This window comes from Micromonospora sp. GCM10011541, assembly GCF_042650725.1.
GTDB lineage: Bacteria > Actinomycetota > Actinomycetes > Mycobacteriales > Micromonosporaceae > Micromonospora > Micromonospora sicca.
In genome coordinates, this window is the sequence record NZ_JBHSBP010000049.1 from 197,577 (window position 1) to 222,257 (window position 24,681).

A 24,681-nucleotide genomic window follows, 5' to 3' on the forward strand; every position below is an offset into this window, starting at 1 on the left:
CGGCCGGCCTCGTGGGCCGCCGTTGGTTGCTCCTGTGGCGAGGATCGCTGCGTCCCGCCTGGTTGGGCAACCCTTCGCCGAAATGCTGGTCAGGTTGCGCATTCGGTAGGGTGTTACCCCATGAACGCTGGTCAGGATGTACAGCTCGACGAGCTGGACGTGCGGTTGATCGAACTGCTCGCCGCGGAGCCCCGGATCGGGGTGCTGGAGTGCTCCCGGCGGCTCGGGGTGGCCCGGGGCACCGTCCAGGCCCGGCTGGACAAGCTGGTCGAGCGGGGGGTGATCGGCGGCTTCGGGCCGGACATCTCCCCGGCCGCGATCGGCTTCGGGGTGACCAGCTTCGTCACCCTGGAGATCAGCCAACGGCACGGGCACGACCCGGTCACCGCGCACCTGGCCGCCATCCCCGAGGTGCTGGAGGCGCACACCATCACCGGCTCCAGTGACCTGCTCTGCCGCATCGTGGCCCGCTCGAACACCGACCTCCAGCGGGTGATCGACCAGATCGTCTCCTCGGCGGGCATCACCCGCGCCTCCACGATCATCGCCCTGGCCGAGCAGATCCCGTACCGCGCGCTGCCCCTCGTCCGCTCGGCCGTGCGCGGGGGCCCGTCCGGCGCATGACACGGCGGCGGGCGAAGAAAGCGCGGCGACACGGCACTGCGGGGGGTCGGGCGGCCGGTGATCGTCGCTACCGTGTGCGGTGTGAAGGGCCTTGGCGTACGCGGCTGGTTGCTGCTGGGGCTCATCACCGTGGTCGTGCTCGCCTCGACCGGGGTGTGGAACCCGTTCCCGGCCATGTGGGACTGGGTCGACCGGAGCCAGCCGATCTCCGAGCCGGACGTGGTCTGGCAGCAGCGGGTCGGCGGCACCCCGAAGAGCGTCACCATCGCCGCCGACACCGTCATCGTCGAGCAGCGCACCCGGGTGGAGGCGCGCAGCCTGGCCACCGGCACCCAGCTCTGGGAGCACAAGGCGGACTGGTCCGCGGTGGCCGGCGGCGACCGGGACCCGGTCGTCGCCGTGGGCAGGCTGCTGGTCAAGGGGTACGAGCTGCTCGACCCCACCACCGGGGCGGTACGCCGCCGGGACGGCGACGCGGTGGCGGTCTGGACGTACCGCAACGCGATCCTCGACGTCCGCTGCGTCGAGCCCACCGACTGCACGCTGAGCGCCTGGGACCCGCGTGGCACCCGGCCACTGTGGACCGCCTTCCTGCCCGGCGTGCACAGCGGCCTGCTCGCCGACAACCCGGACCTGCTCGGCACCCGCCGGCTCACCGCGCCGCGCATCGACGGCGGGGTGGCCGGCCCGGAGTCCGTCCCGCCGCTGCTCGGCTTCCCGGTCGACGGGCGGGTGCACGTGGTGGACACCGCCACCGGCCGGGTGCTGCAGAACGTCCAGCCCGGCCGGGAGGAACGGCTGGCGGTGATCGGTGGCCGGCTGCTGCGGATCACCGCGACCTCCCGCGACGGCACCTGCTACTTCACCGTCGCCGCCCAGGACCCGGCCACCGGGCAGGAGGTGTGGCGGCGCGCCGGGCTGAACCTGCGCACCGCCGAATACGCCGGGTGCGTGCAGCGGGAGGACCCCCAGGGCGCCCGCAACGTGCTGATCGGGGTCGGCCCGGACGGCCGGGAGGCGGTGCTCGACGGGTACGACGGCCGGCTGCTCCAGGTCGGCGGCGACGGGGAGAAGCTGCTCGCCGTCGACGACCGGTACGCGCTGGTGCGCAGCGCCGACAAGCGGTCCGTCCTCGGCCGGGAGCTGTCGGTGGACCGGACCAGATGGACCCGGGCCGCCGGTGGCAAGAGCGGCGCGGCGCTCACCCCGTACGCGGCGGTGATCGCCGAGGAGAAGCCGTCCCGGCTGATCGCGGTCGACCCGCGTACCGGCCGCGAGCTGGCGGTCCTGCGGACCTCGGCCAACGCCCTGGCGGTCGGCCGCACCGGCATGATCATCGGGGAGGGGCGGGAGATCGGGTACGTCCGCTGGGGCGCCGGCAGCTCCGTGCCGCCCCCGCCGGAGGAGGGCGGCAGCCTCCCGGGCCCGAACCCGGGCGGCACCTGGCAACCCCCGTCCGACGAGGGCAGTTGCGGCCCGAAGCGGGAACTCTGCGCCGGGGCCGACGGCAGCCGGTGAGAGCGGCGTCCCAGGACCCACCCGGCGGGTGCCACCGATCGACCGGCCTGCCCTAGGCTTTTCGTCCATGAGCAGTGCCGCCGCGTTCTCGTACGCCCCCTTGCTGCCAACCGGTCCCGACCAGACGGAATACCGCCTGGTCACCGACGAGGGCGTCGATGTCGTCAACGGCCCGGGGGGCCGTCGATTCCTCACCGTGGAGCCGCCCGCGCTGACCGCGCTGACCGCCGAGGCGATGCACGACATCGCCCACTTCCTCCGTCCGGCGCACCTGGCCCAGCTCCGGTCGATCATCGACGACCCGGCGGCCTCGCCGAACGACCGGTTCGTCGCGCTGGACCTGCTGCGCAACGCCAACATCGCGGCCGGCGGGGTGCTGCCGATGTGCCAGGACACCGGCACCGCGATCGTGATGGGCAAGCGTGGCCGGCACGTCCTCACCGACGGCGCCGACGCGGAGGCCATCTCCCGCGGCGTCTACCAGGCGTACACGAAGCTGAACCTGCGCTACTCCCAGCTCGCCCCGCTGACCATGTGGGACGAGCGGAACACCGGCAGCAACCTGCCCGCCCAGGTGGAGCTCTACGCCGAGGACCCGGACGGGCACCCCGACGCGTACAAGTTCCTCTTCATGGCCAAGGGCGGCGGCTCGGCCAACAAGTCGTACCTCTACCAGGAGACCAAGGCGCTGCTGAACCCGACGCGGATGATGCAGTTCCTGGAGGAGAAGCTGCGGCTGATCGGCACCTCGGCCTGCCCGCCGTACCACCTGGCCATCGTCATCGGCGGCACATCCGCCGAGTACGCCCTGAAGACCGCCAAGTACGCCTCGGCGAAGTACCTGGACGCCCTGCCCACCGCCGGCTCGATGAGCGCGCACGGCTTCCGGGACCTGGAGCTGGAGGCCGAGGTGCTGGAGCTGACCCGCAACTTCGGCATCGGGGCGCAGTTCGGCGGGCGGTACTTCTGCCACGACGTGCGGGTGGTCCGGCTGCCCCGGCACGGCGCCTCCTGCCCGGTGGCGATCGCCGTCTCCTGTTCGGCCGACCGGCAGGCGGTCGCCAAGATCACCCCGTCGGGCGTCTGGCTGGAGCGACTCGAAACCGACCCGGCGCGCTTCCTGCCCGACGTCACCGAGACGCAGCTCGACGCGACCGAGGTGGTCCGGGTCGACTTGAACCGGCCGATGGACGAGATCCGCGCCGAGCTGTCGAAGTACCCGGTGAAGACCCGCCTGTCGCTGACCGGCCCGCTCGTCGTGGCCCGGGACATCGCCCACGCCAAGATTGCCGAGCGGCTGGACGCGGGCGAGCCGATGCCGCAGTACCTGCGCGACCACGCCGTCTACTACGCCGGCCCGGCGAAGACCCCCGAGGGCTACGCCTCCGGCTCGTTCGGCCCGACCACGGCCGGCCGGATGGACGCGTACGTGGAGAAGTTCCAAGCCGCCGGCGGCTCCCAGGTGATGCTGGCCAAGGGCAACCGGTCCGCCCAGGTGACCCGCTCCTGCCAGCAGCACGGCGGCTTCTACCTCGGCTCGATCGGCGGCCCGGCCGCCCGGCTGGCCCAGGACTGCATCAAGCACGTCGAGGTCCTGGAGTACCCGGAGCTGGGCATGGAGGCGGTCTGGAAGATCGAGGTGGAGGACTTCCCGGCCTTCATCGTGGTCGACGACAAGGGCAACGACTTCTTCGCCGAGGTCACCAAGCCGGTGCTGACGGTCGGCCGCCGCTGAGGCCCGCGGATGCGAAAGGGGCGCCGGGCAGCAGACCCGGCGCCCCTTCGTCGTCTGGTGCCCATTCGACATCGGTGCGCCCGGGCCGGGTGATTCGGCCGGGCGCACCGCCCCCGTCGGATGTCGTCACCGACAACCCGGCACGAGTGTCGACTCCGCCGCTGTCGATTCGCTATCACATCGCTATCGCCTGCGCGGGGCGATCAGTTACCGGCGGGTTACGCTGCTGGAATTTCCACAGACGGGGTGCGGGGGCGCAGATGCGGTTCGGGATCCTGGGACCCTTGCGGGTCGGCGGTGGTGAAGCCACCGTCACCGCAGGCCGGGACCGGGTCGTGCTCGCCATGCTGCTCCTGCGCGCCGGTCGGGTGGTCTCCTCCGAGGAGCTGGTCGACGCGGTCTGGGAGGAGCAACCCCCGGCCACCGCCCGGGCCCAGCTCCAGATCTGCGTGTCGCGATTGCGACAGCGCCTCGCCGCACTCGGACTGCCGCCGGAGATCATCGTCACCGACCCGGTCGGGTACGGCGTCCGGACCGAGCCGGCCGACCTGGACGCCGAGGTCTTCGCCCGGGAGGTCGAGGCCGCCCGGGCCGCCGTCGCCGCCGGGCAGCCGACCGAGGGGCGCCGGCACTACCGGGCCGCGCTCGCCCTCTGGCGCGGCCCGGCGCTGAGCGGCATCCCGAGCCGGAGCGTGCGCCGGCGTGCCCAGCTGCTCGACGAGCAGCGGCTCTCCGTGCTGGAGGAGTGCGTCGACGTCGAGTTGCGGCTGCGACAAGCCGCCGACCTGATCGACGAGCTGACCGAGAGCGTCGACCAGAATCCGCTGCGGGAGCGGCTGCGGGGCCAGTTGATGCTCGCCCTCTCCGCGGTCGGTCGGCAGGCCGACGCCCTCGGCGTCTACCGGGAGGGTCGCCGGATCTACGCCCAGGAACTGGGGATCGAGCCCGGCGGGGCGTTGCAGGAGCTGCACCAGCGGGTGCTCGCGGGTGATCTGGCCCTGACGGGATCCGGGGAGGCGCCCGTCGCGGCGGTCCGCTGCCTGCCCCGGGCGATCAGCGACTTCACCGGCCGGCAGCAGGCGGTGGCCCGGCTGGTGCAGGAGATCGAGGAGGACGCGGTCCGGATCCAGCAGATCGACGGCATGGCGGGCAGCGGCAAGACGACCCTCGCGGTGCACGTCGCCACCGCCCTGGCACCGCGCTACCCGGACGCGCAGCTCTTCATCGACCTGCACGGGCACAGCGAACGCACCCCGCTGACGCCGGCCGCGGCGGTGGCCACGCTGCTGCGTCAGCTCGGCGTGCCGGCGGAACGGGTGCCGCTCGACCTGGACGACCGGCTGGCGCTCTGGCGTACCGAGCTGGCCGGCCGGCGGGCGCTGGTGGTGCTCGACAACGCGGCCAGCACCGCGCAGGTGATGCCGCTGCTGCCGAACGGGCCGGACTGTCTGGTGCTGATCACGAGCCGTCGCCGGCTGGTCGGACTGGACGAGGGCCGGCCCTCGTCCCTGCCGGTGCTCGACGCCGACGAGGCCGTGCAGCTGCTGGGTCGGGTCGCCGGCGAGGAGCGGGTGGCCGCCGAGCCGGAGGCCGCCGCCGAGGTGGTCCGCCGCTGCGGTCACCTGCCGTTGGCCATCCGCCTGGCCGGCGCCAGGTTGGCGCACCGGCCCCGCTGGCGGATCGCCGACCTGGCTGACCGGCTGGCCTCGAGTCGTGACCAGCTGGCGGAGTTCGTGGCCGGGGAGCGCTCGGTGGGGCAGGCCTTCACCCTGTCGTACGCCCAGGTCTCGCCGTCGGCTCAGCGGGTGTTCCGGCTGCTCGGCCTGCATCCGGGCGTACGGTTCGACACTCCCGTGGCCGCCGCCCTCGCGGAGCTTTCCCTGCCCGAGGTGCAGGACGTGCTCGAGGAGCTGGTCGACGTGCACCTGGCCGAGGAGGTGGAGCCGGGCCGGTACCGGCTGCACGACCTGATCCGGGAGTACGCCCGCGGGCTGCTGGCCGACCCCGAGCGGGCTGACGAGCGCCAGGCCGCCCTGCGCCGGCTGCTCGACCATCACCTGGACTCCGCCGCCGCGATCGCCTGGAGGATCGAGTCGGCGGCCAGCCGCAACTCCCTGCGACTCACCGCGCCCGCCCGGCCGGACCTGGTCGCGGCCGCCATTCCAAATGGGCTTGGCTGGTTCGAGGAGAACCGGGCCACGCTGACCGCTCTCGTGCGGTTGGCCGAGGCGGAGGGCCTGCCGCGGCACTGCTGGCAACTCGCGCGGGCCTGCTGGCGAGCCAACTTCGACGGCGGGCACCTGGACGAGCTGATCGAGACGCACACGATCGGGCTCCGCGTCGCCGAAGGGCTGGGCGACGACCCGGCGGCGGCCGTGATGTTGAATTACCTCTCCTCGGCGTACTACCGGTTGGCCCGGTTCCCCGAGGCGATCCGGTTGATGGAGGTGGCGCTCGGCCTGCGCCGCCGGCTCGGGCTGGGCCGGGAGGTACGCAGCACGCTGTGGAACCTCGCCGCCTCCTACGCCGCCAACGGTGACTACCGTCTTGCCAAGGAGAACTTCGACGCCGCCCTGGCCCTGATCGGCGGTCCGGACGAGTCCAACGAGCTGACGAACCTTCTGAACAACTTCAGCTTCGCTCTGCTCAACTGGGGCCGATACGACGACGCCCTGCGCACCGGCCGACAGCTTCTCCTGCTGGCCCGCCAGACCAACGACATCCGGCAACTGGCGCACGGGGTCGCGAACGTGGGGATGACCCGGCACCGGATGGGCGACGCCGGGCCGGCCCGCCGGTTGCTGCGGGCGGCGCTGTACCTCAAGCGCAAGTCGGGTAGCCGCGCCGGCGTGGGCGAGTTGCTCAACGAACTGGGCATGATCGAGCAGGAGGAGTCTCGTCCCGCACGGGCCGCCGTCCTGCACCAGGAGGCGCTGGTGGCGATGAGCGACGCGGGTGACCGGATCGGGCAGTGCGCCTCGCGGAACCTGCTGGCCCGGGCCATGCTCCACCAGGGGGACGCGGCCAGTGCGCTGGACCTGCACCGCCGGGTGCTCACCGACGCCACCCGGCTGGGCGTCCGCTATGAGCAGGCCCGGGCGCTGGACGGGATCGCCCGCTGTCTGCGGGACACCGATCCGGCCGCCGCCCGGTCGCACTGGCTCCGGGCGTTGACGCTGTTCCGGCAGGTCGAGTCGCCGGACCGGCACGAGGTGGAGCGGCTGATCGCCGCGCTGGACTGAGCGATCATCTGCGAGCCCGCGACGGGCGCGGCAGGATGGTACGCGTGACGACTCCAGAGGCAGCGGGCTACCGGATCGAACGTGACTCGATGGGCGAGGTGGAGGTGCCCGCCGAGGCGCTGTGGCGGGCGCAGACCCAGCGCGCGGTGCAGAACTTCCCGATCTCCGGCCGGGGCCTGGAACCGGCCCAGATCAAGGCGCTGGCCCAGATCAAAGGCGCCGCCGCCCAGGTGAACGGCGAGCTGGGCGTGATCGACGCGGAGGTGGCCGAGGCGATCGCCACCGCCGCCGCGCATGTGGCCGCCGGCGGGTACGACGACCAGTTCCCGGTGGACATTTTCCAGACCGGCTCCGGCACCTCGTCCAACATGAACACCAACGAGGTGATCGCGACCCTGGCCAGCCGGGAGTTGGGTCGCCCCGTGCACCCGAACGACGACGTCAACGCCTCGCAGTCCAGCAACGACGTCTTTCCCACGTCGATCCACCTGGCCGCCACCCAGTTCGTGGTGGAGGATCTGATCCCCTCGCTCCGGCACCTGGCTGGGGCGCTGGAGGAGAAGGCGGTCGAGTTCGAGACCGTGGTCAAGGCCGGGCGGACCCACCTGATGGACGCCACTCCGGTCACTCTCGGGCAGGAGTTCGGTGGCTACGCCGCGCAGGTCCGCTACGGCGTCGAGCGGCTGGAGGCGGCGCTGCCCCGGCTGGCCGAGCTGCCGCTGGGCGGCACCGCCGTGGGCACCGGCATCAACACCCCGCTCGGCTTCGCGGCGGCGGTGATCGAGCGGCTGCGCGCCTCGACCGGCCTGCCGCTGACCGAGGCGCGCAACCACTTCGAGGCGCAGGGCGCCCGGGACGCGCTGGTGGAGACCTCCGGCCAGCTCCGTACCGTCGCGGTGGGGCTCTACAAGATGGCCAACGACATCCGCTGGATGGGCTCCGGTCCCCGGGCAGGCCTGCGCGAGCTGCGCATCCCCGACCTCCAGCCCGGCTCGTCGATCATGCCCGGCAAGGTGAACCCGGTGGTCGCGGAGGCGATGCGGCAGGTCTGCGCGCAGGTGATCGGCAACGACGCGACGGTGGCCTTCGCCGGCTCGCAGGGCGACTTCGAGCTGAACGTGATGCTCCCGGTGATGGGCCGCAACCTGCTGGAGTCGATCCGGCTGCTGGCCGCGTCGAGCCGGCTCTTCGCGGACCGCCTGGTGGTCGGCCTGGTCGCGGACGCCGAGGTCTGTCTCGCGTACGCGGAGGGCTCGCCGTCGATCGTCACCCCGCTCAACCGCCATCTCGGGTACGACGAGGCCGCCTCGATCGCCAAGGAGGCGCTGGCGAAGCAGATCTCCATCCGCGAGGTGGTCATCGCCCGCGGCCACGTCGACTCCGGCAAGCTCTCCGAGACCCAGCTGGACGAGGCCCTCGACCTGCTCCGGATGACCCATCCCTGACCGCTTGATCCACGCCCGATGCGGGAGGTCGCGGTTTCCGGCCCCCGGGACACCGCCACCTGCCGCAGACCGGGTGAATCACGCGGTCAGGAGCGGGTCGCGGCCTTGCGGGCGCGGTAGGCGCTGACGGCGGCCCGGTTGCCGCATCCGGCGTCGCAGAACCGGCGGGACCGGTTCTTGGACAGGTCGACCAGGACGTTGTCGCAGTCCGGGTGGTCGCAGATCCGCAGCCGGCTCAGCTCGCCGCTGCGGACCAGGTCGGCCAGCGCCATCGCCGCCTCGACGGCCATCCGGATCGCCAGCGGCGCGTCGCGCGGCACGGCGTGCAGGTGGTACGGCTGGTCGTCGTGCCGGATGAGCTGCGGCAGGGCGTTCGACTCGCGGAGCAGCCCGTTGACGATCGCCACCACCTCGTCGGGGTCCGCGTGCCAGATCCGGCGCAGCCGCGGCCGGAGGTCGCGGACCGACCGCAGCTCCGCCTCGGTGTGTTCGTGCCGGCCGGTCCAGGAGTGCGCGGTGAAGAAGTCGTCCAGGGCGGCCACGTCGGGCAGCCCTTCCCGGTCGGGGCCGGCGGTGTTGACCAACGCCGCCGTGGCGGTCAGCCCGCATTCGGTGTCATGGGCGAAGAGCAACTTGACTCCTGTCAGGGTGCCAGCCTAGCGTCATGAGCGTAACCCAGTTGAGTCATGACCGGCCGGCGGGCCAAGGAGTGTACCGATGCGTGAACGGCCCGGAGTCGGCCTCGGCCTGGCCCTGCTCTCCGCTCTCACCTTCGCCACTTCGGGCACCTTCGCCCGCCCACTGATCACCGGGGACTGGTCGGCCGAGGCGGTGGTGGTGGCCCGGGTCGGCATCGCCGCGCTGGTCCTCGCCGTGCCGGCCCTGCTGGCCCTGCGCGGCCGGTGGGACGTGCTGCGCCGCAACGCCGGCACCGTCGTCGTGTTCGGACTGCTCGGCGTGGCCCTCGCCCAGGCGTGCTTCTTCAACGCGGTCCGCTACCTGCCGGTCGGCGTCGCGCTGCTGCTGGAATACCTGGGCATCGTCCTCGTGGTCGGCTGGATGTGGCTGGTCCACGGCCAGCGGCCCCGGGCGCTGACCGTGGCGGGATCGGTGACCGCCCTGTGCGGGCTGGTGTTCGTGCTGGACCTGGCCGGCGCCAGCCGGCTCGACCCGGTCGGGGTGCTCTGGGGGCTGGGCGCCGGGGTCGGGCTGGCCGGCTACTTCGTGATCGCCGGCCACGTCGACGACCGCCTGCCGTCGGTGGTGATGGCCAGCGGCGGGATGGCCGTCGGCGCCCTGGTCCTGCTCCTGCTCGGCGCGGTCGGGGTGCTGCCGCTGCGGGCCGGCCTCGCCGACGTCAGCTTCGCCGGGCACCGCATGAGCTGGCTGGTGCCCATCGCCGGCCTGTCGCTGATCGCCGCGGTGGTCGCGTACCTCACCGGGATCGCCGGGGCGCGGCTGCTCGGGGCGCGGCTGTCGTCGTTCGTCGGGCTGACCGAGGTGATGTTCGCCGTGCTCATCGCCTGGCTGGTGCTGAACGAACTGCCGACCGTCGTCCAGCTCGTCGGCGGCGCGTTGATCGTCGCCGGCGTCGCCGTGGTCCGCGTCGACGAGCTGCGCGCCACGCCCGAGCCGGAGCGGCCCGGGCACCCGGCCGAGCCGGCCCTGGCCACCGAGCGGTGAGCATGCCGCCACCCCGTCCGGCGGCAGCCGGCGAACCGCCCCTCGACCCGCCGACCGCCGTCGTCTTCGACGCCGACGAGACCCTGCTCGACCTGCGCCCGGCGGTCACCGGCGCGCTGGTCGCCGTACTGGAGGAGATGCGGCGGCGGACCCCGGCGGCCGCCGCGGTCCGGCTCGCGGACCTGGAGGCGGACTGGGGTGCCGTGTTCGGCGCGCTCAGCGCCGCACCGGTGCAGGAGATCCGGCGGGCCGCGCTGGCCCGGTCGCTCGCCCGGGCCGGGCTCGACCACCACCTCGACGAGTTGGCCGCCCTCTTCTTCGCCCGGCGCTTCGCGCTGACCCGACCGTTCCCCGACGCGCTGCCGGCGCTCGCCGCGTTGCGGCGGCGCCACCTGCTCGGCTTCGCCACCAACGGCAACAGCCGCGCCGAACGCTGCGGGCTCGCCGGCGAGTTCTCCTTCGAGCTGTACGCGCACGAGAACGGCCTGCCGAAGAAGCCGGCGCCCGAGTTCTACGCCGCGGTGGTGGCGGCCGCCGGGCTGCCCCCCGACCGGATCGTGTACGTGGGGGACTCGCCGGAACACGACGTGGCCGCGGCGCAGCGGGCGGGACTCCGGGCGGTCTGGCTGAACCGACCCGGGCTGCCCCGACCGCCCGGCCTCGCTCCGGACGCCGAGGTGTCCACCCTGGCCGCCCTGCCCGAGGTGTTGGCCCGTCTCGTGCCGGCGAAAGCCTGACCCGGCGTTCACGGTCGGGCACGCACGCCTTTTCGGCGACATGGCGGCATCTGGGCGCACTGATACCGCCACGTCGCCGAGGTGTCGGCCAGCGAGCACCCGCTCCGTCAGCCGAGGGCGGTGGCGATGGTGGTGGCGGCGGTGGTGACCTGGGCGCCGACGACCTCGACGTCGAGCGGCGCCAGCGATACCACGCCGACGCTCGCCTCCAGCCCGGGCACGCCGAGCACCGGCGCGGCCACCCCGTACGCCCCGGACTGCAGCTCCCCGCTGGTGCTCACCGGGCCGGCGGCGCCCGCCCGCCCGGCCAGGATGGCCCGCCCCGCCGCCCCGCGTTCCAGCGGATGGCGGGACCCGGTCCGGTACGCCACGTGGTACGAGGTCCAACTCGGCTCCACCACCGCCAGGGCGACCCCCTCGCCGCCCTCGACGACGGTGAGGTGCGCGGTCGCGCCGGCCTGCTCGGCGAGCCGGCGCAGCGCGGGCAGTGCCCCCTCGGCGAGCAGCGGCTGCGCGCGCCGGGCCAGGTGCAGCACCCCGGCGCCGAGGCGGAGCCGGCCGGCGCCGTCCCGGCGCAGCATGCCGTGCCCGCTCAGCGCCCCGACCAGCCGGTAGACGGCGGCCCGGCCGATGCCCAGCCGGTTCGCCGCCTCGGTGACGGTCAGCCCGCCCGGCGCCTCCGCGACCAGGTGCAGCAGGCGTAGTCCCCGGTCCAGGGTCTGCGCGGTCTCGCCGCCGCGTCCCGGCTCGGGCGTCCCGGCCGCCGTCGCCCCTGGCCGGGCGTCACCCGTGCCTGCCGCCGTGTCCACAGCACGCAGCGTACGACCCGGCTCCGGCCAACCTCGAAATGCATGGACGGCTACCCTTGTACGGTGACGCTACGCCTGTATGACACCGCCACCCGATCGGTGCGGGACTTCGTCCCGCGGGAAGCCGGCAAGGTGGGGGTCTACCTGTGTGGTCTCACCCTCCAGGCCCCGCCGCACATCGGTCACCTTCGCTCCGGCGTCACCTACGACGTGCTGCGCCGCTGGCTGCTGGCCGCCGGCTTCGAGGTCACCTTCATCCGCAACGTGACCGACATCGACGACAAGATCCTGGTGAAGGCGGTCGAGCAGGGCCGCCCCTTCTGGTCGATCGCGTACGCGAACGAGCTGATCCTCGCCGATTCGTACCGGGCGCTGAACGTGCTGCCGCCGACCTACGAGCCGCGCGCCACCGGGCACATCCCCGAGATGCACGAGCTGATCACCCGGCTGATCGACACCGGTCACGCCTACCCGGCCACCGACGGCTCGGGTGACGTCTACTTCGACGTGACCTCGTGGCCCGCCTACGGGTCGCTGTCGGGGCAGTCGCCGGACGACATGCAGTCCGCCGGGGACGCCCCCGAGCGGGGCAAGCGGGACCCGCGTGACTTCGCCCTCTGGAAGGGTGCCAAACCGGACGAGCCGGCCGACGCCTACTGGCCGTCGCCGTGGGGCCGGGGCCGCCCCGGCTGGCACATCGAGTGCTCGGCGATGTGCTGGCGCTACCTGGGCGCGGAGTTCGACATCCACGGCGGCGGGCTGGACCTGACCTTCCCGCACCACGAGAACGAGATCGCCCAGTCGCAGGCGGCCGACCTGCCCTTCGCCCGGTACTGGGTGCACCACGGGTTGCTCGGCATCGGCGGCGCCAAGATGGGCAAATCGCTCGGCAACGCCCTCGACTTGGCGTACGTCGAGTCGCTCGGGGTGCGCCCGGTGGAGTTGCGCTACTACTACGCCTCGGCGCACTACCGGTCGCTCATCGACTACTCCGAGGACTCCCTCCGCGAGGCCGCGGTGGCGTACCGGCGGATCGAGGGGTTCGTGCAGCGGGCCGCGGAGCGGGTCGGCGCCGGCGAGCTCGGCGTACTGCCGGCCGGCTTCGCGGCGGCGATGGACGACGACCTGAACACCTCGGCCGGGCTCGCCGTCCTGCACGATCTTCTGCGGGACGGCAACAGCGCGCTGACCAGCGGCGACGATGTGACCGTCCGCACGGTGCTGGCCGCCGTCCGCAGCATGCTGGATATCCTCGGGGTCGACCCCCTGGACCCGGCCTGGACCGGTGGCGGCCGCGCGGAGGACCTGCGCGGTGTGGTGGACTCCCTGATCGCGCTCGCCCTCGAGCAGCGCGCCCAGGCCCGCAACCGCAAGGACTGGGCCGCCGCGGACGCCGTACGCGACCAGCTCAAGCAGGCCGGCGTGGTGGTCGAGGACACCCCCCAGGGCCCGCGATGGACTATTGGAGAGCAGGACTGATGGCCGGCAACTCGCAGCGCCGTGGCCGGCGACTGAGCCCGAAGGCCGGAGCCCCGAAGGGCTCCGGCGGCAAGAACAAGGACTCGCTCGCCGGCCGGGGCAAGACCCTGCCCGCCGACGAGCGACCCTGGCACAAGGCGTACTCGGGCACCGAGAAGCTGCCCCAGCGCACCGCGTGGAAGCAGGACAAGGAGCGCCGCGCGGCGGCCGAGGAGGGGCGCGCCCCCAAGATCGGCCAGCCGGGCAGCAAGGACACCACCTGGGGCAAGGGCGGTGGCCGGGGCGTCCCGGCGGGCCGTGGCGGCGCCGGCGGTCGGGGCGGCAGGCCCGTCGGCCGATCCGGCCCGCGGGTCGCCCCGGGCCGCAAGTCCAACCCGGCCAAGGACACCCCGGAGCTGCTGGTCGGCCGCAACCCGGTGCTGGAGGCGCTGCGCACCCAGGTGCCGGCGACCGCCCTCTACACCGCCCAGGGCATCGACATGGATGACCGGGTCAACGAGATCATCCGGACCGCCGCCGACCGGGGCATCGCCATCCTGGAGATCAGCCGCGCCGAGCTGGATCGGATGACCGGTGGGGTGCTGCACCAGGGCGTCGGCCTCCAGGTGCCGCCGTTCGCGTACGAGCCGTTCGAGGACATGATGGCGGCCGCGCTGGAGCAGCCCGCCCCGCTGCTGGTCGCGCTGGACGGGGTCACCGACCCGCGCAACCTGGGCGCGGTGATCCGCTCCGCCGCCGCGTTCGGCGCGCACGGTGTCTTCGTACCCGAGCGGCGGGCCGCCGGGATCACCGCGACCGCCTGGCGGACCAGCGCCGGCGCGGCCGCGCGGGTGCCGGTCGGCCAGGTCACCAACCTCACCCGGGCGCTCAAGGCCTGCAAGGACGCCGGCTTCATGGTGGTCGGCCTGGACGCCGACGGCGACACCGACCTCTACGACCTGGAGGCCGCGGTCGGGCCGCTGGTGGTGGTGGTCGGCTCCGAGGGGCGCGGGCTGTCCCGGCTGGTCGGGGAGACCTGCGACCTGACCGTCAGCATCCCGATGATCTCCGAGGTCGAGTCGCTCAACGCCAGCGTCGCCGCCGCGGTCACCCTCGCCGAGGTGGCCCGCCGCCGCGCCCAGGAGATCTGAGCAACCGGGAAGGCCCCTGCCCTGCCGCGGTCGCGGCGGTGGCAGGGGTCTTCCCGCATTCCTAGATCTGGTGGGTCCAGGCGACGAAGAGCAGTGCCCCGGCCAGTGCGATCAGCAGCGTGACCGGGATCAGCCAGGGCGCGGGCCGCGCCCCGTCCAGGCCCCGGGTCAACCGCTGGTGCACGGCGGCGATCCCGACCAGCGCGACCAGGCCGGCGGCGGCCATCGGCAGGCCGACGAGGAAGTGCGCCAGCCATGCGCCGGCCCGGGTCGGGCCGCCCCACGAGTGCGTGTACGGACCGGGGTCGACGATGCCGTACAGGACGCCGCGCAGCACCATCAGCAGTTCGACGCCGAGTGGGACCAGGGCCGTGACGCCGAGCAGCAGGCTCAGCAGTCCGTGCCCGGCGACGGCCACCGGGCCCGGCCGCCGGCCGGGACCGGCGACCGGTGGCGCCCCGAGCAGCCCGGTGCGTAGGGCCCGCCACCGCGCCGCGGCGGCGTCGGACCGGCCGACCGGCGCGGCCACCAGGGCGAAGACGGCGACCGGCGCCAGCGCCGCGCAGTAGGCCAGGCTGCGGCCGGCCAGGCGGATGATCCGGTACGCCCGGGAACGCGGTGACGGAAGGCGGGTGGCGGTGTCGGGCAGGGTGGTCACGGCATCTCCTCGAATCGGAAGTTGCCGTGACGCTACGAGCGGAGTACGCCGTACCGGATCACCCCGAGGAGCCACTTCTCCCGTGGCTCCCAGGTATGCCATGCCCCAGCTACGACGAGAGGGGCGGCCCGCCGCAGCGGACCGCCCCTGTCGTGTCGCGTACGTCAGATCCGGGTGCCGGTGGCGGCGTGGAAGACGTGGCTCTGGCCGGTGCGCGGCTTGACGAAGATGGTGTCACCCATGTTCGGCATGCTGCGGCGGTCGGTGCGGACGACGAAGCGCTCGTTGAGGCCCTCGAGCGCGGCGTGGCCGTAGACGTTGGCGTCGGAGCCGAGGTCCTCGACCAGCTCGACCACGACCGGCATGCCGCCCTCGGTCGGGCTGACCATGTCGCAGTCCTCCGGACGGAAACCGACGGTCACCTTGCCGTCGCCGCCCTCGGCCTGGGCCGCGGCGATCTGCTCCCGGGTCAGCGGGATGTGCATCTCGGCGAAGGCGGCGCCCTGCTCGGTCAGCGGCACGGTCTTGATGTTCATCGCGGGGGAGCCGATGAAGCCGGCGACGAAGACGTTGGCGGGGGTGTCGTAGAGCGCCCGCGGGGTGTCCACCTGCTGGAGCACACCGTCGAGCATGACCGCGACCCGGTGACCCATGGTCATGGCCTCGACCTGGTCGTGGGTGACGTAGACGGTGGTGATGCCCAGCTTGGCCTGCAGCGAGGCGATCTGGGTACGGGTCTGGACGCGGAGCTTGGCGTCGAGGTTCGACAGCGGCTCGTCCATGAGGAAGACCTGCGGCTCGCGGACGATCGCGCGGCCCATGGCCACCCGCTGACGCTGACCACCGGAGAGCGCCTTCGGCTTGCGGTTGAGGAACTCCTCCAGCTGGAGCAGCCCGGCCGCCTCCTTGACCCGCCGGTCGATCTCCGACTTCGAGGTCTTGCGCAGCTTGAGCGCGAACGCCATGTTCTCGTACACCGTCATGTGCGGGTAGAGGGCGTAGTTCTGGAAGACCATCGCGATGTCGCGGGCCTTCGGCGGCAGGTGGGTGACGTCGCGGTCGTCGATGTAGATGGCGCCGTCGTCGACGTCCTCGAGACCGGCGAGCATCCGCAGGCTGGTGGACTTGCCGCAACCCGACGGGCCGACCAGGACGAGGAACTCCCCGTCGCCGATCTCGAGGTCGAGCTGGTTGACCGCGGGGCGTTCGGTGCCCGGGTAGATCCGGGACGCCTTCGCGTAGGTGACCGTAGCCATGGTGAAGCGCTTCCTTTCACCGGCAGGAACGTGCCGGACGATCCGAGTGAAGGAGCGACCGGCGCCGTACGGTGCCGGCCAGCGGGCGTCGCCCGGGCAGCCGAGGCCGGCCGGACTGTCGTCCGTGTCACTGCACGGTAAACGGGTTTTCCGACCCTGCCAAGACGAGGGGTGCGGGTTGGGATTGACGGCATTGCGCATTCCGGTCACACCGGCACTCCCGGGCATCAACCCCCTCGGCGGTGGACGACGTCCGGCGTCGATCCGTCGGCATCGAGGTCGGGAAGTTGACGTTTCCCATGCTCGGGAGGCCTGCCGAGCGGGAAATTCGGACGCCGGTCGCTATGCTGACCACGGCACCACTCGCCCCTGTAGCTCAGCTGGCCAGAGCACTCGCCTTGTAAGCGAGATGTCGCCGGTTCGATCCCGGCCGGGGGCTCCAGTTTCCCCCGGCGCTCTGAGCGCGTACGACGCGGGCGAGGGCGTCGGCCCGCCCCCGCCCGCGTGGCCGGCGTCCTCGTTCAGCCCCAGTTCTGCGGGGCCAACTGGCGGGTCGTGGCGTTGAGCCGGTTGAAGAAGTTGGTGGTGGCGAGCCAGAGCACCAGCGCCGCGAGTTCCTTCTCGTCGAAGTGCCGGGCTGCCTCGTCCCAGATCTCGTCCGGCACCGGGTCGGCCCGGTCGGCGAGGCGGGTCGCCGCCTCGGCGAGCGCCAGCGCGGCCCGCTCGGCGTCGGTGAAGTAGGACGTCTCCCGCCAGGCGGCCACCGCGAAGAGCCGTTCCTCCGTCTCGCCGGCCTTGCGCGCGCCGCGGGCGCCCGAGTCGACGCAGGCGCTGCACCCGTTGATCTGGCTGGCCCGCAGGTGGATCAGCTCCAGCGTCGTGGTGGGTACGCCGGCGGAGTGCGCCGCCTTGTAGAGCAGGTTGATCGCCTTCATGGCGTCGGGGAGCATCATGGCCGGGTTCTGCATCCGTGCCTTCATGATCGTTCCATCCATTCTGTCCTGTTAGGCTGGCCGGCGTCCGCCGTGCCGTACCCGTCCTCGTCCGTCGCCTGGATGTCGACGGTCGGGATGGGTGTGTGACAGATGTGACGGCGATCACTTGCTGGTCCCGGGGGGAAGGCCATGGGCGAGACCGACCTGCTGGCCCGGCGCTTCGAAGAGCAGCGACCCCGCCTCCGGTCGGTGGCCCAGCGGATGCTGGGTTCCGGGGCCGAGGCCGACGACGCCGTGCAGGACACCTGGTTGCGGCTCAGCCGCGCCGACGTCGACGTCATCGAGAACCTGCCCGGCTGGCTGACCACGACGGTCGGCCGGGTCTGCCTGGACCGGCTGCGCTCCAGCGCCGCTCGGCACGAGCAACCGGCCGACGTGACCGGGGACGAGCCGGCGACGACCGGCCCGGGCGCGGACGATCCGGAGCAGGCGGCGCTGCTGTCCGAGTCGGTCGGACAGGCGCTCCACGTGGTGCTGCGGACCCTCGCCCCGACCGAGCGGCTGGTGTTCGTGCTGCACGACATGTTCGCGGTCTCCTTCGAGGAGATCGCCGCCGTGGTCGACCGCAGCCCCGCCGCCGTACGGCAGATCGCCAGCCGGGCCCGCCGCCGGGTGCAGAGCCGCTCGGCCGGGCCCGAGACGGACCCCGCCCGTCAGCGCCGGATCGTCGAGGCGTTCCTCGCCGCCTCCCGGGACGGCCGTTTCGAGGACCTGCTCACCCTGCTCGACCCGCACGTCGTCATGCGCGCGGACGCTGTCGCCGCCCGGCTGGGCTCCTCCGCCGCCGCAGTGCACGGGTCGTCCGTCGTGGCGGATTTCTTCTCCGGGCGGGCCCAGGGCGCGCTGCCCGCGTTCATCGACGCGGCGCCCGGCGCCGTCGTGGTCGTCGACGGCCGTACCCGCATCGCGATCAGCTTCACCGTCACCGACCGCATCATCGGCATCGAGGTGGTGGCCGACCCGGACCAGCTGCGCACTCTCGACGTGGTCGTGGGCTGATCGGCGCCGCCCAGCTCGAGCGGTAACCTGGCGGCGATGAGTCGTGCCGTGGAGGTGTCCAACCGGGCGATGCTGCGCGCCCGGGACGCCATGGACCGGTCGTACGCCGAGCCGCTCGACGTGCCGGCGCTGGCCCGGATCGCACACGTCTCCGAGGCGCACTTCATCCGGACCTTCCGCGCCACCTTCGGCGAGACCCCGCACCGCTACCTGCAACGCCGCCGGGTCGAGCGGGCGATGTACCTGCTGGTGCAGACCGACCGGCCGGTCACCGAGATCTGCTACGCGATCGGGTTCGGCAGCCTCGGCACCTTCAGCCGCACGTTCCGCGACATCGTCGGCGAGTCCCCCTCGGCATACCGCAGGCGCAAGGCCGCCGGCGTGGCCGCCGTGCCGAGCTGTTTCGTGAAGGCGTGGATGCGGCCGAGTGCCGCCCGCTGAGCCGATCAGCGCCGACGCATCGCCAGCTCAGCAGTTTTGGATAAGCACCAGGTCAGGCCGGGGTCTAGCGTCGTCGGCATGACGATTAACTCGATTTCCCGCTCCCAGATCTACGTCCTCGACCAGGACGAGGCCCTCGACTTCTACGTCGGCAAGCTCGGCCTGGAGGTCAACACCGACCAGGACCTCGGCTTCATGCGCTGGCTGACGGTCAACGTCCCCGGCGACCCCGAGCACGAGATCCTGCTGGAGAAGCCCGGCTCGCCGGCCCTCGACCCGGCCACCGCCGAGCAGGTGCGGGAGATGCTGAGCAAGGGCGCGACGGGCGGCTCGCTCTTCTTCACCACCGACGACGCCCGCAAGACGTACGAGGACCTGGTGGCCAAGGGCGTCGACATCTACGACGAGCCGACCGAGCGCCCGTACGGCATCGACTTCGGCATCCGGGACCCGTTCGGCAACATGATCCGCATCGGCCAGATGCACCCGAAGGGCTGAGGAGCGGACCGATGACCCAGGCCGTTCCCTTCCGGGTACGTCCGGCCGCCGTCGGCCGGGACCGGGCGCTGCTGGCCGGCGGCGCCCTCGCCGGCCCGCTCTTCGCCGCCTCCGCGCTGGTCCAGGGCCTCACCCGGGACGGCTTCGACTTCCGCCGGCACCCGGTGAGTGTGCTGAGCAACGGCGACCTGGGGTGGGTGCAGATCACCACCTTCCTCGCCAGCGGGCTGCTCGTGCTCGGCGCCGCCGCCGCACTGGGGCGCCGGGACACCGGCACCCGGTGGCTGCCCAGGCTGCTCGCCCTCTACGGGATCGGGCTGGTGCTCGCCGGGATCTTCCGGGCCGACCCGGCCGACGGCTTCCCGGCCGGTACGCCGAGCGGTCCCGGCCAGATCAGCTGGCACGGCGGGCTGCACTTCCTCGCGGCGGCGATCGGCTTCGTCGCGCTGATCGTCGCCGCGCTGGGCGCCGCCCGTCGGGCGGCCCGGCGGGGCGAGCGCGGCTGGGCCGCGTACAGCCTGGCCAGCGGGGTCTGCTTCGCGGCGGCCTGGGTGGCCCTGATCGTCCGGCCGGCGCCGCCGACCATGGTCGGCTTCGGCCTGGCCGTGGCGATCGGCTGGGCCTGGGTCACCGGCATGCTGTGGCGGGCGGACCACGGTCGGAGCGTCTGAGGCCGGCACGATCGGGAGGCGCGGGCTAGGCTCGCGCCTCCCGATCAGTGTGAGGTGACGGATGGCGAGCCGGTTGCTCTACCTGGCCCGGCACGGTGAGCAGCACCGGGCGGAGGACGAGGCGCCGGACATCGGGCTCTCCGACCGGGGCCGGCGGCAGGCGACCCTGCTGGGGGAGCGGCTGCGCGGGCGGCCGTTCGACGCCGTCCACCACGGACCGCTGCGCCGGGCCGTCGAGACCGCCGAGCTGGTCGCCGCCGTGCTGCCCGGCGTGCCGGTGCACGCCGCGGAGATGGTGGGAGACCACCTGCCGCACGACACGGACCGGGCCGCCCTGCCCCCGGCGTACGCGACCTTCCTGGCCGGCTTCGACCAGCGCGAGCGGACGGACGGGCCGCGCCGGACGGCGGAGGCGGTGGCCCGGTTCGCGCGGCCCCCGGCGGACGGGGACGTCCGCGAACTGGTGATCACGCACAACTTCCTGATCGCCTGGTTGGTCCGGCACGCGCTGGACGCCCCGGAGCGGCGCTGGCTGGGCCTGAACCACCACAACTGCGGCCTCACCGTCATCCGCTACGGCTCGGGCGGGCCGCCGAACCTGATCGCCCTGAACGACGTGGCCCACCTGCCGCCCGAGCTGCGCGGCACCGGCCTGCCACCGGACTACGTCGTCTGACCGCGCGGCCCAGGCAGGTCAGGCGGTGACGCGGGTGAGCAGGTCCACCAACGCTGACGTGGCCGGCGGGCGGGTGGGGCCGGCGTCGCAGTCCACGTAACCGGTGGTCCGGGTGTCCACGGTGAGCCGGTAGGCGAAGGCGTCGGCGCAGTCGCCGGGGTCGGCGGTGGCCGCCGTCTCGGTCGCCAGCCGTGGGTCGGCCGTCAACTTCCGCAGGCGCGCCAGGTCGGCGGGACCGAGCCGGCCGCTCCGGGTGCCGCCGGCGCGGTCCACCCTGGTCCAGCGGCCGTCGGGCTCGACGGTCAGCGTCTCCCGCGTGCCGGCGATGCCGCCGGTGCGGACCAGCACCACCCGGGCGGCGGCGTCCGGGGTGCGCGGGGCGGTGGTCGTCGGTCTGGCCGGGGTCGTCGGGGTGGCCGGGGTCGCGGTGGTGGGGGAGGCCGCGGCGGTCGGCGTGTCGGTGGCCGCGGACGAGGGACCGGCGACGGTCGGGTCCGTCGACGTGCAACCGCCCAGGACGGCGAGCAGGGCGGCGATGGCGGCCGCAGCGGCGGAGGTCGATCTCATGTCGGTCGGACGCGCGCGGGTGCCGCCCGGTTCCCGTCACCTGGGCCGCCTCACCCGAACGGCCAGTGTCCCCGGCAGGAAAGCGCTCGGCCTCTTCCCCTTTCCCCGATGTATCGCTATATCTACATGCGTGACTATCCCCGTCACACTTTCCCCCGTCAGGAGGGCCCGTGAAAAGACCCCTCGCCGCAGTCGGCGCAGCTCTGCTCACCAGTGGCGTGCTGACCTGCGTCGCCACCACGGCGCACGCGGCAACCCCCAGCGCCCCCGCCGCGGAATCCTCCGCCGCAGCCCGCGCGGACAACCTGCTGCGCGCCAACCCCGGCACCGTGCAGGGTGCCGGCGGTGAGGCGTACCAGGTGGTCCGTACGAAGGTGGATGCCAACGGCGCCGCGCACACCAGGTACACCCGGACCTACCACGGCCTGCGCGTGTACGGCGGTGACTTCGTCATCCACACCGCCCCCGACGGCAGCTACGCCGGCACCTCCGTCGGTCTCGCCGCGCCGCTGACCCTGGGCACCACCGCCAAGGTCGGCGCGGCCGCCGCCAGAGCGAGCGCACGCAAGGCCTTCTCCGGCTCGCTCACCTCCGTCGGCGCCCCGGAGCTCTTCGTCGACGCCAGCTCCGGCCGGGGCCGGCTGGCCTGGGAGACCGTCGCCGCCGGCTGGCAGGCCGACCAGCAGACCCCGTCGAAGCTGCACGTCATCACCGACGCCACCAGCGGCGCGGTGATCGGCTCGTACGACGAGATCGAGACGGTCGCCGGCACCGGCAACAGCATCTACTCCGGCACCGTCAGCATCGACACCACGCTCTCCGGCAGCACGTACCAGATGATCGATCCGTCGCACGGCAACGGCCGCACCTGCGACATGAACAACGGCACGTTGACCTGCACCACCTTCACCGACGCCGACAACACCTGGGGCACCGGCGCGAACTCCAACCGGCAGTCCGCCGGGGTCGACGCCCACTTCGGCGCCGCCAAGACCTTCGACTACTACAAGAACGTGCACGGCCGCAACGGCATCTTCGGCAACGGCACCGGCGTGCCGAGCCGGGTCCACTACGGCAGCAACTACGTCAACGCCTTCTGGGACGGCTCCCAGATGACCTACGGCGACGGCTCGAGCAACTCCCGTCCGCTGGTGGCGCTCGACGTGGCCGGCCACGAGATGAGCCACGGCGTGACCGAGAACGTGGTGCCCGGCGGCCTGACCTACTCCGGCGAGTCCGGCGGCCTGAACGAGGCCACCAGCGACATCTTCGGCACGATGGTCGAGTTCTACGCCAACACCACCGCCGACCCGGGCGACTACCAGATCGGCGAGAAGATCAACATCAACGGCAACGGCACGCCGCTGCGCTACATGTACAACCCGTCGCTGGACGGCTCGTCCGACAGCTGCTGGTCGACCAGCACCAAGAACAAGGACGTGCACTACTCGTCCGGTCCGGCCAACCACTTCTACTTCAACCTGGCCGAGGGCACCGGCGCCACCGCGTACGGCACCTCGCCGGTCTGCGGCTCCGCCCCGGCGGTGACCGGCATCGGACGGGCCAAGGCGGAGAAGATCTGGTTCCGCGCGCTCGACGTCTACTTCACCTCGAACACCGCGTACGTCAACAACACCACCCCGTCGAACACCGCCCGCGCCTACAGCCTCCGGGCGGCGACCGACCTGTACGGCAACTGCTCCACCGAGTACAAGGCCGTCCAGGCGGCGTGGACCGCGGTGAACGTGGCCGGCAGCGACGCGCCCTGCTCATCGACCGGCAACGACTTCTCCGTGGCGCTCTCGCCGACCTCCGGCTCGGTGACCGCCGGTGGTTCCGTCTCCACCACCGTATCGACCGCGACCACCAGCGGGACCGCGCAGACCGTGACGTTCTCCGCGTCCGGCCTGCCGACCGGCGCCAGCGCGTCGTTCAACCCGACCTCGGTGACCTCGGGCGGCTCGGCCACCCTCACCATCGCCACCTCGGCGAGCACCCCGGCCGGCACGTACACCGTGACCGTCACCGGTACCGGCGCGGTGAGCCACTCGGCGAGCTACACGCTGACCGTCAACGGCACCGGCGGCGGCTGCACCAGTCCCGGGCAGAAGCTGGGCAACCCCGGCTTCGAGTCCGGCAACACGGTGTGGGCGTCCACCTCCGGCGTCATCGGCCAGTACGGCTCCAGCGGCCAGCCGACCCACGGCGGCACCTGGAACGCCTGGCTGGACGGCTACGGCACCAGCCACACCGACACGCTCTCCCAGTCGGTGAGCCTGCCGGCCGGCTGCACGAGCTACAACTTCAGCTTCTGGCTGCACATCGACTCGGCCGAGACCACCACCGGCACGGCGTACGACACGCTGCGGGCGCAGGTGCTCAACTCGTCCGGGACGGTGCTGGCGACCCTGGCCACCTACTCGAACCTGAACAAGGCCGCCGGGTACAGCCAGAAGTCGTTCTCGTTGGCGGCGTACGCCGGCCAGACCGTCACCCTGAAGTTCACCGGCGTGGAGGACATCTCGCTCCAGACCTCCTTCGTGGTGGACGACACCGCGGTCAACGTCTCCTGACGTAGCCGTCGCCCCGGCGGGCCCGGCGGCCACCCCACGCGGGTGGTCGTCGGGCCCGCGCCGTTATGGTCGGCCGGACGGTCGCCGGGCCCCGGTCGCCGTCGGCCCGGAGGGGGAGAACATGTCGGACGCGGAGCTGACCGTCGAGGTGACCGGCCCGGTGGCGACGGTGGTGATCCGGAACCCGGCCCGGCGCAACGCGATGACCGCGGCGATGTGGCGTCAGCTCCCGGTGCTGCTGGACGGGCTGGAGGCGGACCCGGCGGTGCACGCGCTGGTGCTCACCGGCGCCGACGGCACGTTCTGCGCCGGGGCCGACCTCGGCGACCTGGACGAGCTGCTGGACGCCGGGGACGCCAGCATCGCGGTCGCCGCCGAGGAGCGGCTGGCCACCCTCGCCAAGCCGACGGTGGCCGGGATCCAGGGCGCCTGCGTCGGCGGTGGCTGCCAGCTCGCGGTCGCCTGTGACCTGCGGATCGCCGCCACCGACGCCCGGTTCGCCGTACCTCCGGCGCGGTTGGGGCTGGTCTATCCCGCGCCGACCACCCGCCGGCTGGCCCGGCTGGTCGGGCCGTCGGCCGCCAAGCACCTCCTCTTCACCAGCGAGCTGATCGACGCCGAGCGGGCGCTGCGGGTCGGCCTGGTCAACGAGGTGCTGCCGCCCGACGCCCTCGCAGCCCGGGTCGCGGCGCTCACCGCCGCCATCGCGCAGCGCTCCCGGCTGACCGTCGCGGCGGCCAAGGAGATCGTCGACGACCGGGCCGACGAGGAACGGATCGCCTGGTGGCACGGGCAGGTCCGGGCCAGCGGCGAGGCCCGCGAGGGGGTTGCGGCGGCCAACGAGCGCCGGCCGGCCCGCTTCGGCTGGGCGCCGCCCGCCGACCGCTGACCCTCGCGGCTCAGCCTCGCGTCGGCGCTGCCGCTCGCCCTCGCCGGTGCCCGGTC

The 24,681-nt window shown here is 73.0% G+C and carries 22 protein-coding genes and 1 tRNA gene; 17 read left to right on the top strand and 6 right to left on the bottom strand.

All coding sequences use genetic code 11. The features are described 5' to 3' along the window. The first annotated feature begins 120 nt into the window (after positions 1 to 120). The 5 genes from ACFOYX_RS18040 to ACFOYX_RS18060 all read left to right on the top strand — a co-directional run bounded on the left by ACFOYX_RS18040 (position 121) and on the right by ACFOYX_RS18060 (position 8,564). The gene (locus ACFOYX_RS18040; RefSeq protein ID WP_322442298.1) at positions 121 to 624 is read left to right on the top strand and encodes an Lrp/AsnC family transcriptional regulator; all 504 of its coding nucleotides are present in this window, start codon (positions 121 to 123) and stop codon (positions 622 to 624) included. Positions 625 to 747: 123 nt separating this feature from the next. Next, positions 748 to 2,142 carry a PQQ-binding-like beta-propeller repeat protein gene (locus tag ACFOYX_RS18045; RefSeq protein WP_377534269.1) on the top strand — a complete coding sequence of 465 codons (1,395 nt, stop codon included), beginning with the start codon at positions 748 to 750 and terminating at the stop codon, positions 2,140 to 2,142. Positions 2,143 to 2,209: 67 nt separating this feature from the next. Continuing rightward, positions 2,210 to 3,877 (top strand): fumarate hydratase, encoded by a 1,668-nt coding sequence (locus ACFOYX_RS18050; RefSeq protein WP_322442300.1) that lies wholly within the window; start codon positions 2,210 to 2,212, stop codon positions 3,875 to 3,877. Positions 3,878 to 4,137: 260 nt separating this feature from the next. Further along, on the top strand, positions 4,138 to 7,119 hold the full coding sequence (locus ACFOYX_RS18055) for a BTAD domain-containing putative transcriptional regulator (RefSeq protein ID WP_322442301.1): 2,982 nt from the start codon (positions 4,138 to 4,140) through the stop codon (positions 7,117 to 7,119). Between the two features lie 35 nt (positions 7,120 to 7,154). After that, positions 7,155 to 8,564: a class II fumarate hydratase gene (locus ACFOYX_RS18060; protein ID WP_201749847.1), complete on the top strand. Its 1,410-nt coding sequence runs from the start codon at positions 7,155 to 7,157 to the stop codon at positions 8,562 to 8,564. A gap of 86 nt (positions 8,565 to 8,650) precedes the next feature. Here ACFOYX_RS18060 and ACFOYX_RS18065 read toward each other — a convergent pair whose 3' ends face one another. Beyond that, a complete protein-coding gene (locus tag ACFOYX_RS18065) occupies positions 8,651 to 9,196 on the bottom strand; it encodes a CGNR zinc finger domain-containing protein (RefSeq protein WP_109803969.1) in 546 nt (181 codons plus the stop codon). Positions 9,197 to 9,281: 85 nt separating this feature from the next. On the opposite strand from ACFOYX_RS18065, the gene ACFOYX_RS18070 reads away from it, so the two are divergent. Both ACFOYX_RS18070 and ACFOYX_RS18075 read left to right on the top strand, forming a co-directional pair. After that, complete coding sequence (locus ACFOYX_RS18070; RefSeq protein WP_109803970.1) at positions 9,282 to 10,247, top strand: DMT family transporter; 966 nt, start codon at positions 9,282 to 9,284, stop codon at positions 10,245 to 10,247. A gap of 2 nt (positions 10,248 to 10,249) precedes the next feature. Then, positions 10,250 to 10,984, top strand: coding sequence for an HAD family hydrolase (locus ACFOYX_RS18075; RefSeq protein WP_322442302.1), 735 nt, complete (start codon positions 10,250 to 10,252; stop codon positions 10,982 to 10,984). A 107-nt stretch (positions 10,985 to 11,091) separates the two neighbouring features. Here the strand turns inward: ACFOYX_RS18075 and ACFOYX_RS18080 are convergent, their stop codons facing one another. After that, positions 11,092 to 11,700 (bottom strand): helix-turn-helix domain-containing protein, encoded by a 609-nt coding sequence (locus tag ACFOYX_RS18080; RefSeq protein ID WP_322442325.1) that lies wholly within the window; start codon positions 11,698 to 11,700, stop codon positions 11,092 to 11,094. A 156-nt stretch (positions 11,701 to 11,856) separates the two neighbouring features. Here ACFOYX_RS18080 and cysS point away from each other — a divergent pair, with 156 nt between their 5' ends. After that, on the top strand, positions 11,857 to 13,272 hold the full coding sequence (gene cysS / locus ACFOYX_RS18085) for a cysteine--tRNA ligase (protein WP_109804553.1): 1,416 nt from the start codon (positions 11,857 to 11,859) through the stop codon (positions 13,270 to 13,272). After that, entirely contained in the window at positions 13,272 to 14,402 is a 1,131-nt protein-coding gene (rlmB, locus tag ACFOYX_RS18090) for a 23S rRNA (guanosine(2251)-2'-O)-methyltransferase RlmB (RefSeq protein ID WP_322442303.1), read from the top strand. Before cysS ends, rlmB begins: the two co-directional genes overlap by 1 nt. Before the next feature lie 61 nt (positions 14,403 to 14,463). Here the strand turns inward: rlmB and ACFOYX_RS18095 are convergent, their stop codons facing one another. Beyond that, entirely contained in the window at positions 14,464 to 15,060 is a 597-nt protein-coding gene (locus tag ACFOYX_RS18095; protein WP_322442304.1) for a hypothetical protein, read from the bottom strand. A gap of 164 nt (positions 15,061 to 15,224) precedes the next feature. Next, positions 15,225 to 16,316 (bottom strand): ABC transporter ATP-binding protein, encoded by a 1,092-nt coding sequence (locus tag ACFOYX_RS18100; protein ID WP_109804556.1) that lies wholly within the window; start codon positions 16,314 to 16,316, stop codon positions 15,225 to 15,227. A gap of 365 nt (positions 16,317 to 16,681) precedes the next feature. Here ACFOYX_RS18100 and ACFOYX_RS18105 point away from each other — a divergent pair. Beyond that, positions 16,682 to 16,758, top strand: a tRNA-Thr gene (locus ACFOYX_RS18105). A 79-nt stretch (positions 16,759 to 16,837) separates the two neighbouring features. Here ACFOYX_RS18105 and ACFOYX_RS18110 read toward each other — a convergent pair. After that, positions 16,838 to 17,296: a carboxymuconolactone decarboxylase family protein gene (locus tag ACFOYX_RS18110; protein WP_109804557.1), complete on the bottom strand. Its 459-nt coding sequence runs from the start codon at positions 17,294 to 17,296 to the stop codon at positions 16,838 to 16,840. Between the two features lie 144 nt (positions 17,297 to 17,440). Here ACFOYX_RS18110 and ACFOYX_RS18115 point away from each other — a divergent pair, with 144 nt between their 5' ends. The 5 genes from ACFOYX_RS18115 to ACFOYX_RS18135 all read left to right on the top strand — a co-directional run bounded on the left by ACFOYX_RS18115 (position 17,441) and on the right by ACFOYX_RS18135 (position 20,596). Next, on the top strand, positions 17,441 to 18,310 hold the full coding sequence (locus ACFOYX_RS18115) for a sigma-70 family RNA polymerase sigma factor (protein WP_322442305.1): 870 nt from the start codon (positions 17,441 to 17,443) through the stop codon (positions 18,308 to 18,310). A 36-nt stretch (positions 18,311 to 18,346) separates the two neighbouring features. Further along, entirely contained in the window at positions 18,347 to 18,751 is a 405-nt protein-coding gene (locus tag ACFOYX_RS18120; protein ID WP_322442306.1) for an AraC family transcriptional regulator, read from the top strand. A 78-nt stretch (positions 18,752 to 18,829) separates the two neighbouring features. Continuing rightward, positions 18,830 to 19,249, top strand: a complete 420-nt coding sequence (locus tag ACFOYX_RS18125; RefSeq protein ID WP_109804561.1) for a VOC family protein — start codon at positions 18,830 to 18,832, stop codon at positions 19,247 to 19,249. A gap of 11 nt (positions 19,250 to 19,260) precedes the next feature. Beyond that, a complete protein-coding gene (locus tag ACFOYX_RS18130; protein ID WP_322442307.1) occupies positions 19,261 to 19,920 on the top strand; it encodes a DUF998 domain-containing protein in 660 nt (219 codons plus the stop codon). 61 nt (positions 19,921 to 19,981) lie between these two features. Beyond that, positions 19,982 to 20,596 carry a histidine phosphatase family protein gene (locus tag ACFOYX_RS18135; RefSeq protein WP_322442308.1) on the top strand — a complete coding sequence of 205 codons (615 nt, stop codon included), beginning with the start codon at positions 19,982 to 19,984 and terminating at the stop codon, positions 20,594 to 20,596. Between the two features lie 18 nt (positions 20,597 to 20,614). Here the strand turns inward: ACFOYX_RS18135 and ACFOYX_RS18140 are convergent, their stop codons facing one another. Beyond that, positions 20,615 to 21,163, bottom strand: a complete 549-nt coding sequence (locus tag ACFOYX_RS18140) for a hypothetical protein (protein WP_322442309.1) — start codon at positions 21,161 to 21,163, stop codon at positions 20,615 to 20,617. A 170-nt stretch (positions 21,164 to 21,333) separates the two neighbouring features. Between ACFOYX_RS18140 and ACFOYX_RS18145 the strand changes: the two genes are divergently transcribed. Next, complete coding sequence (locus ACFOYX_RS18145) at positions 21,334 to 23,736, top strand: M4 family metallopeptidase (RefSeq protein WP_322442310.1); 2,403 nt, start codon at positions 21,334 to 21,336, stop codon at positions 23,734 to 23,736. Positions 23,737 to 23,857: 121 nt separating this feature from the next. After that, positions 23,858 to 24,625: an enoyl-CoA hydratase/isomerase family protein gene (locus ACFOYX_RS18150; RefSeq protein WP_322442311.1), complete on the top strand. Its 768-nt coding sequence runs from the start codon at positions 23,858 to 23,860 to the stop codon at positions 24,623 to 24,625. Positions 24,626 to 24,681 lie beyond the last annotated feature (56 nt).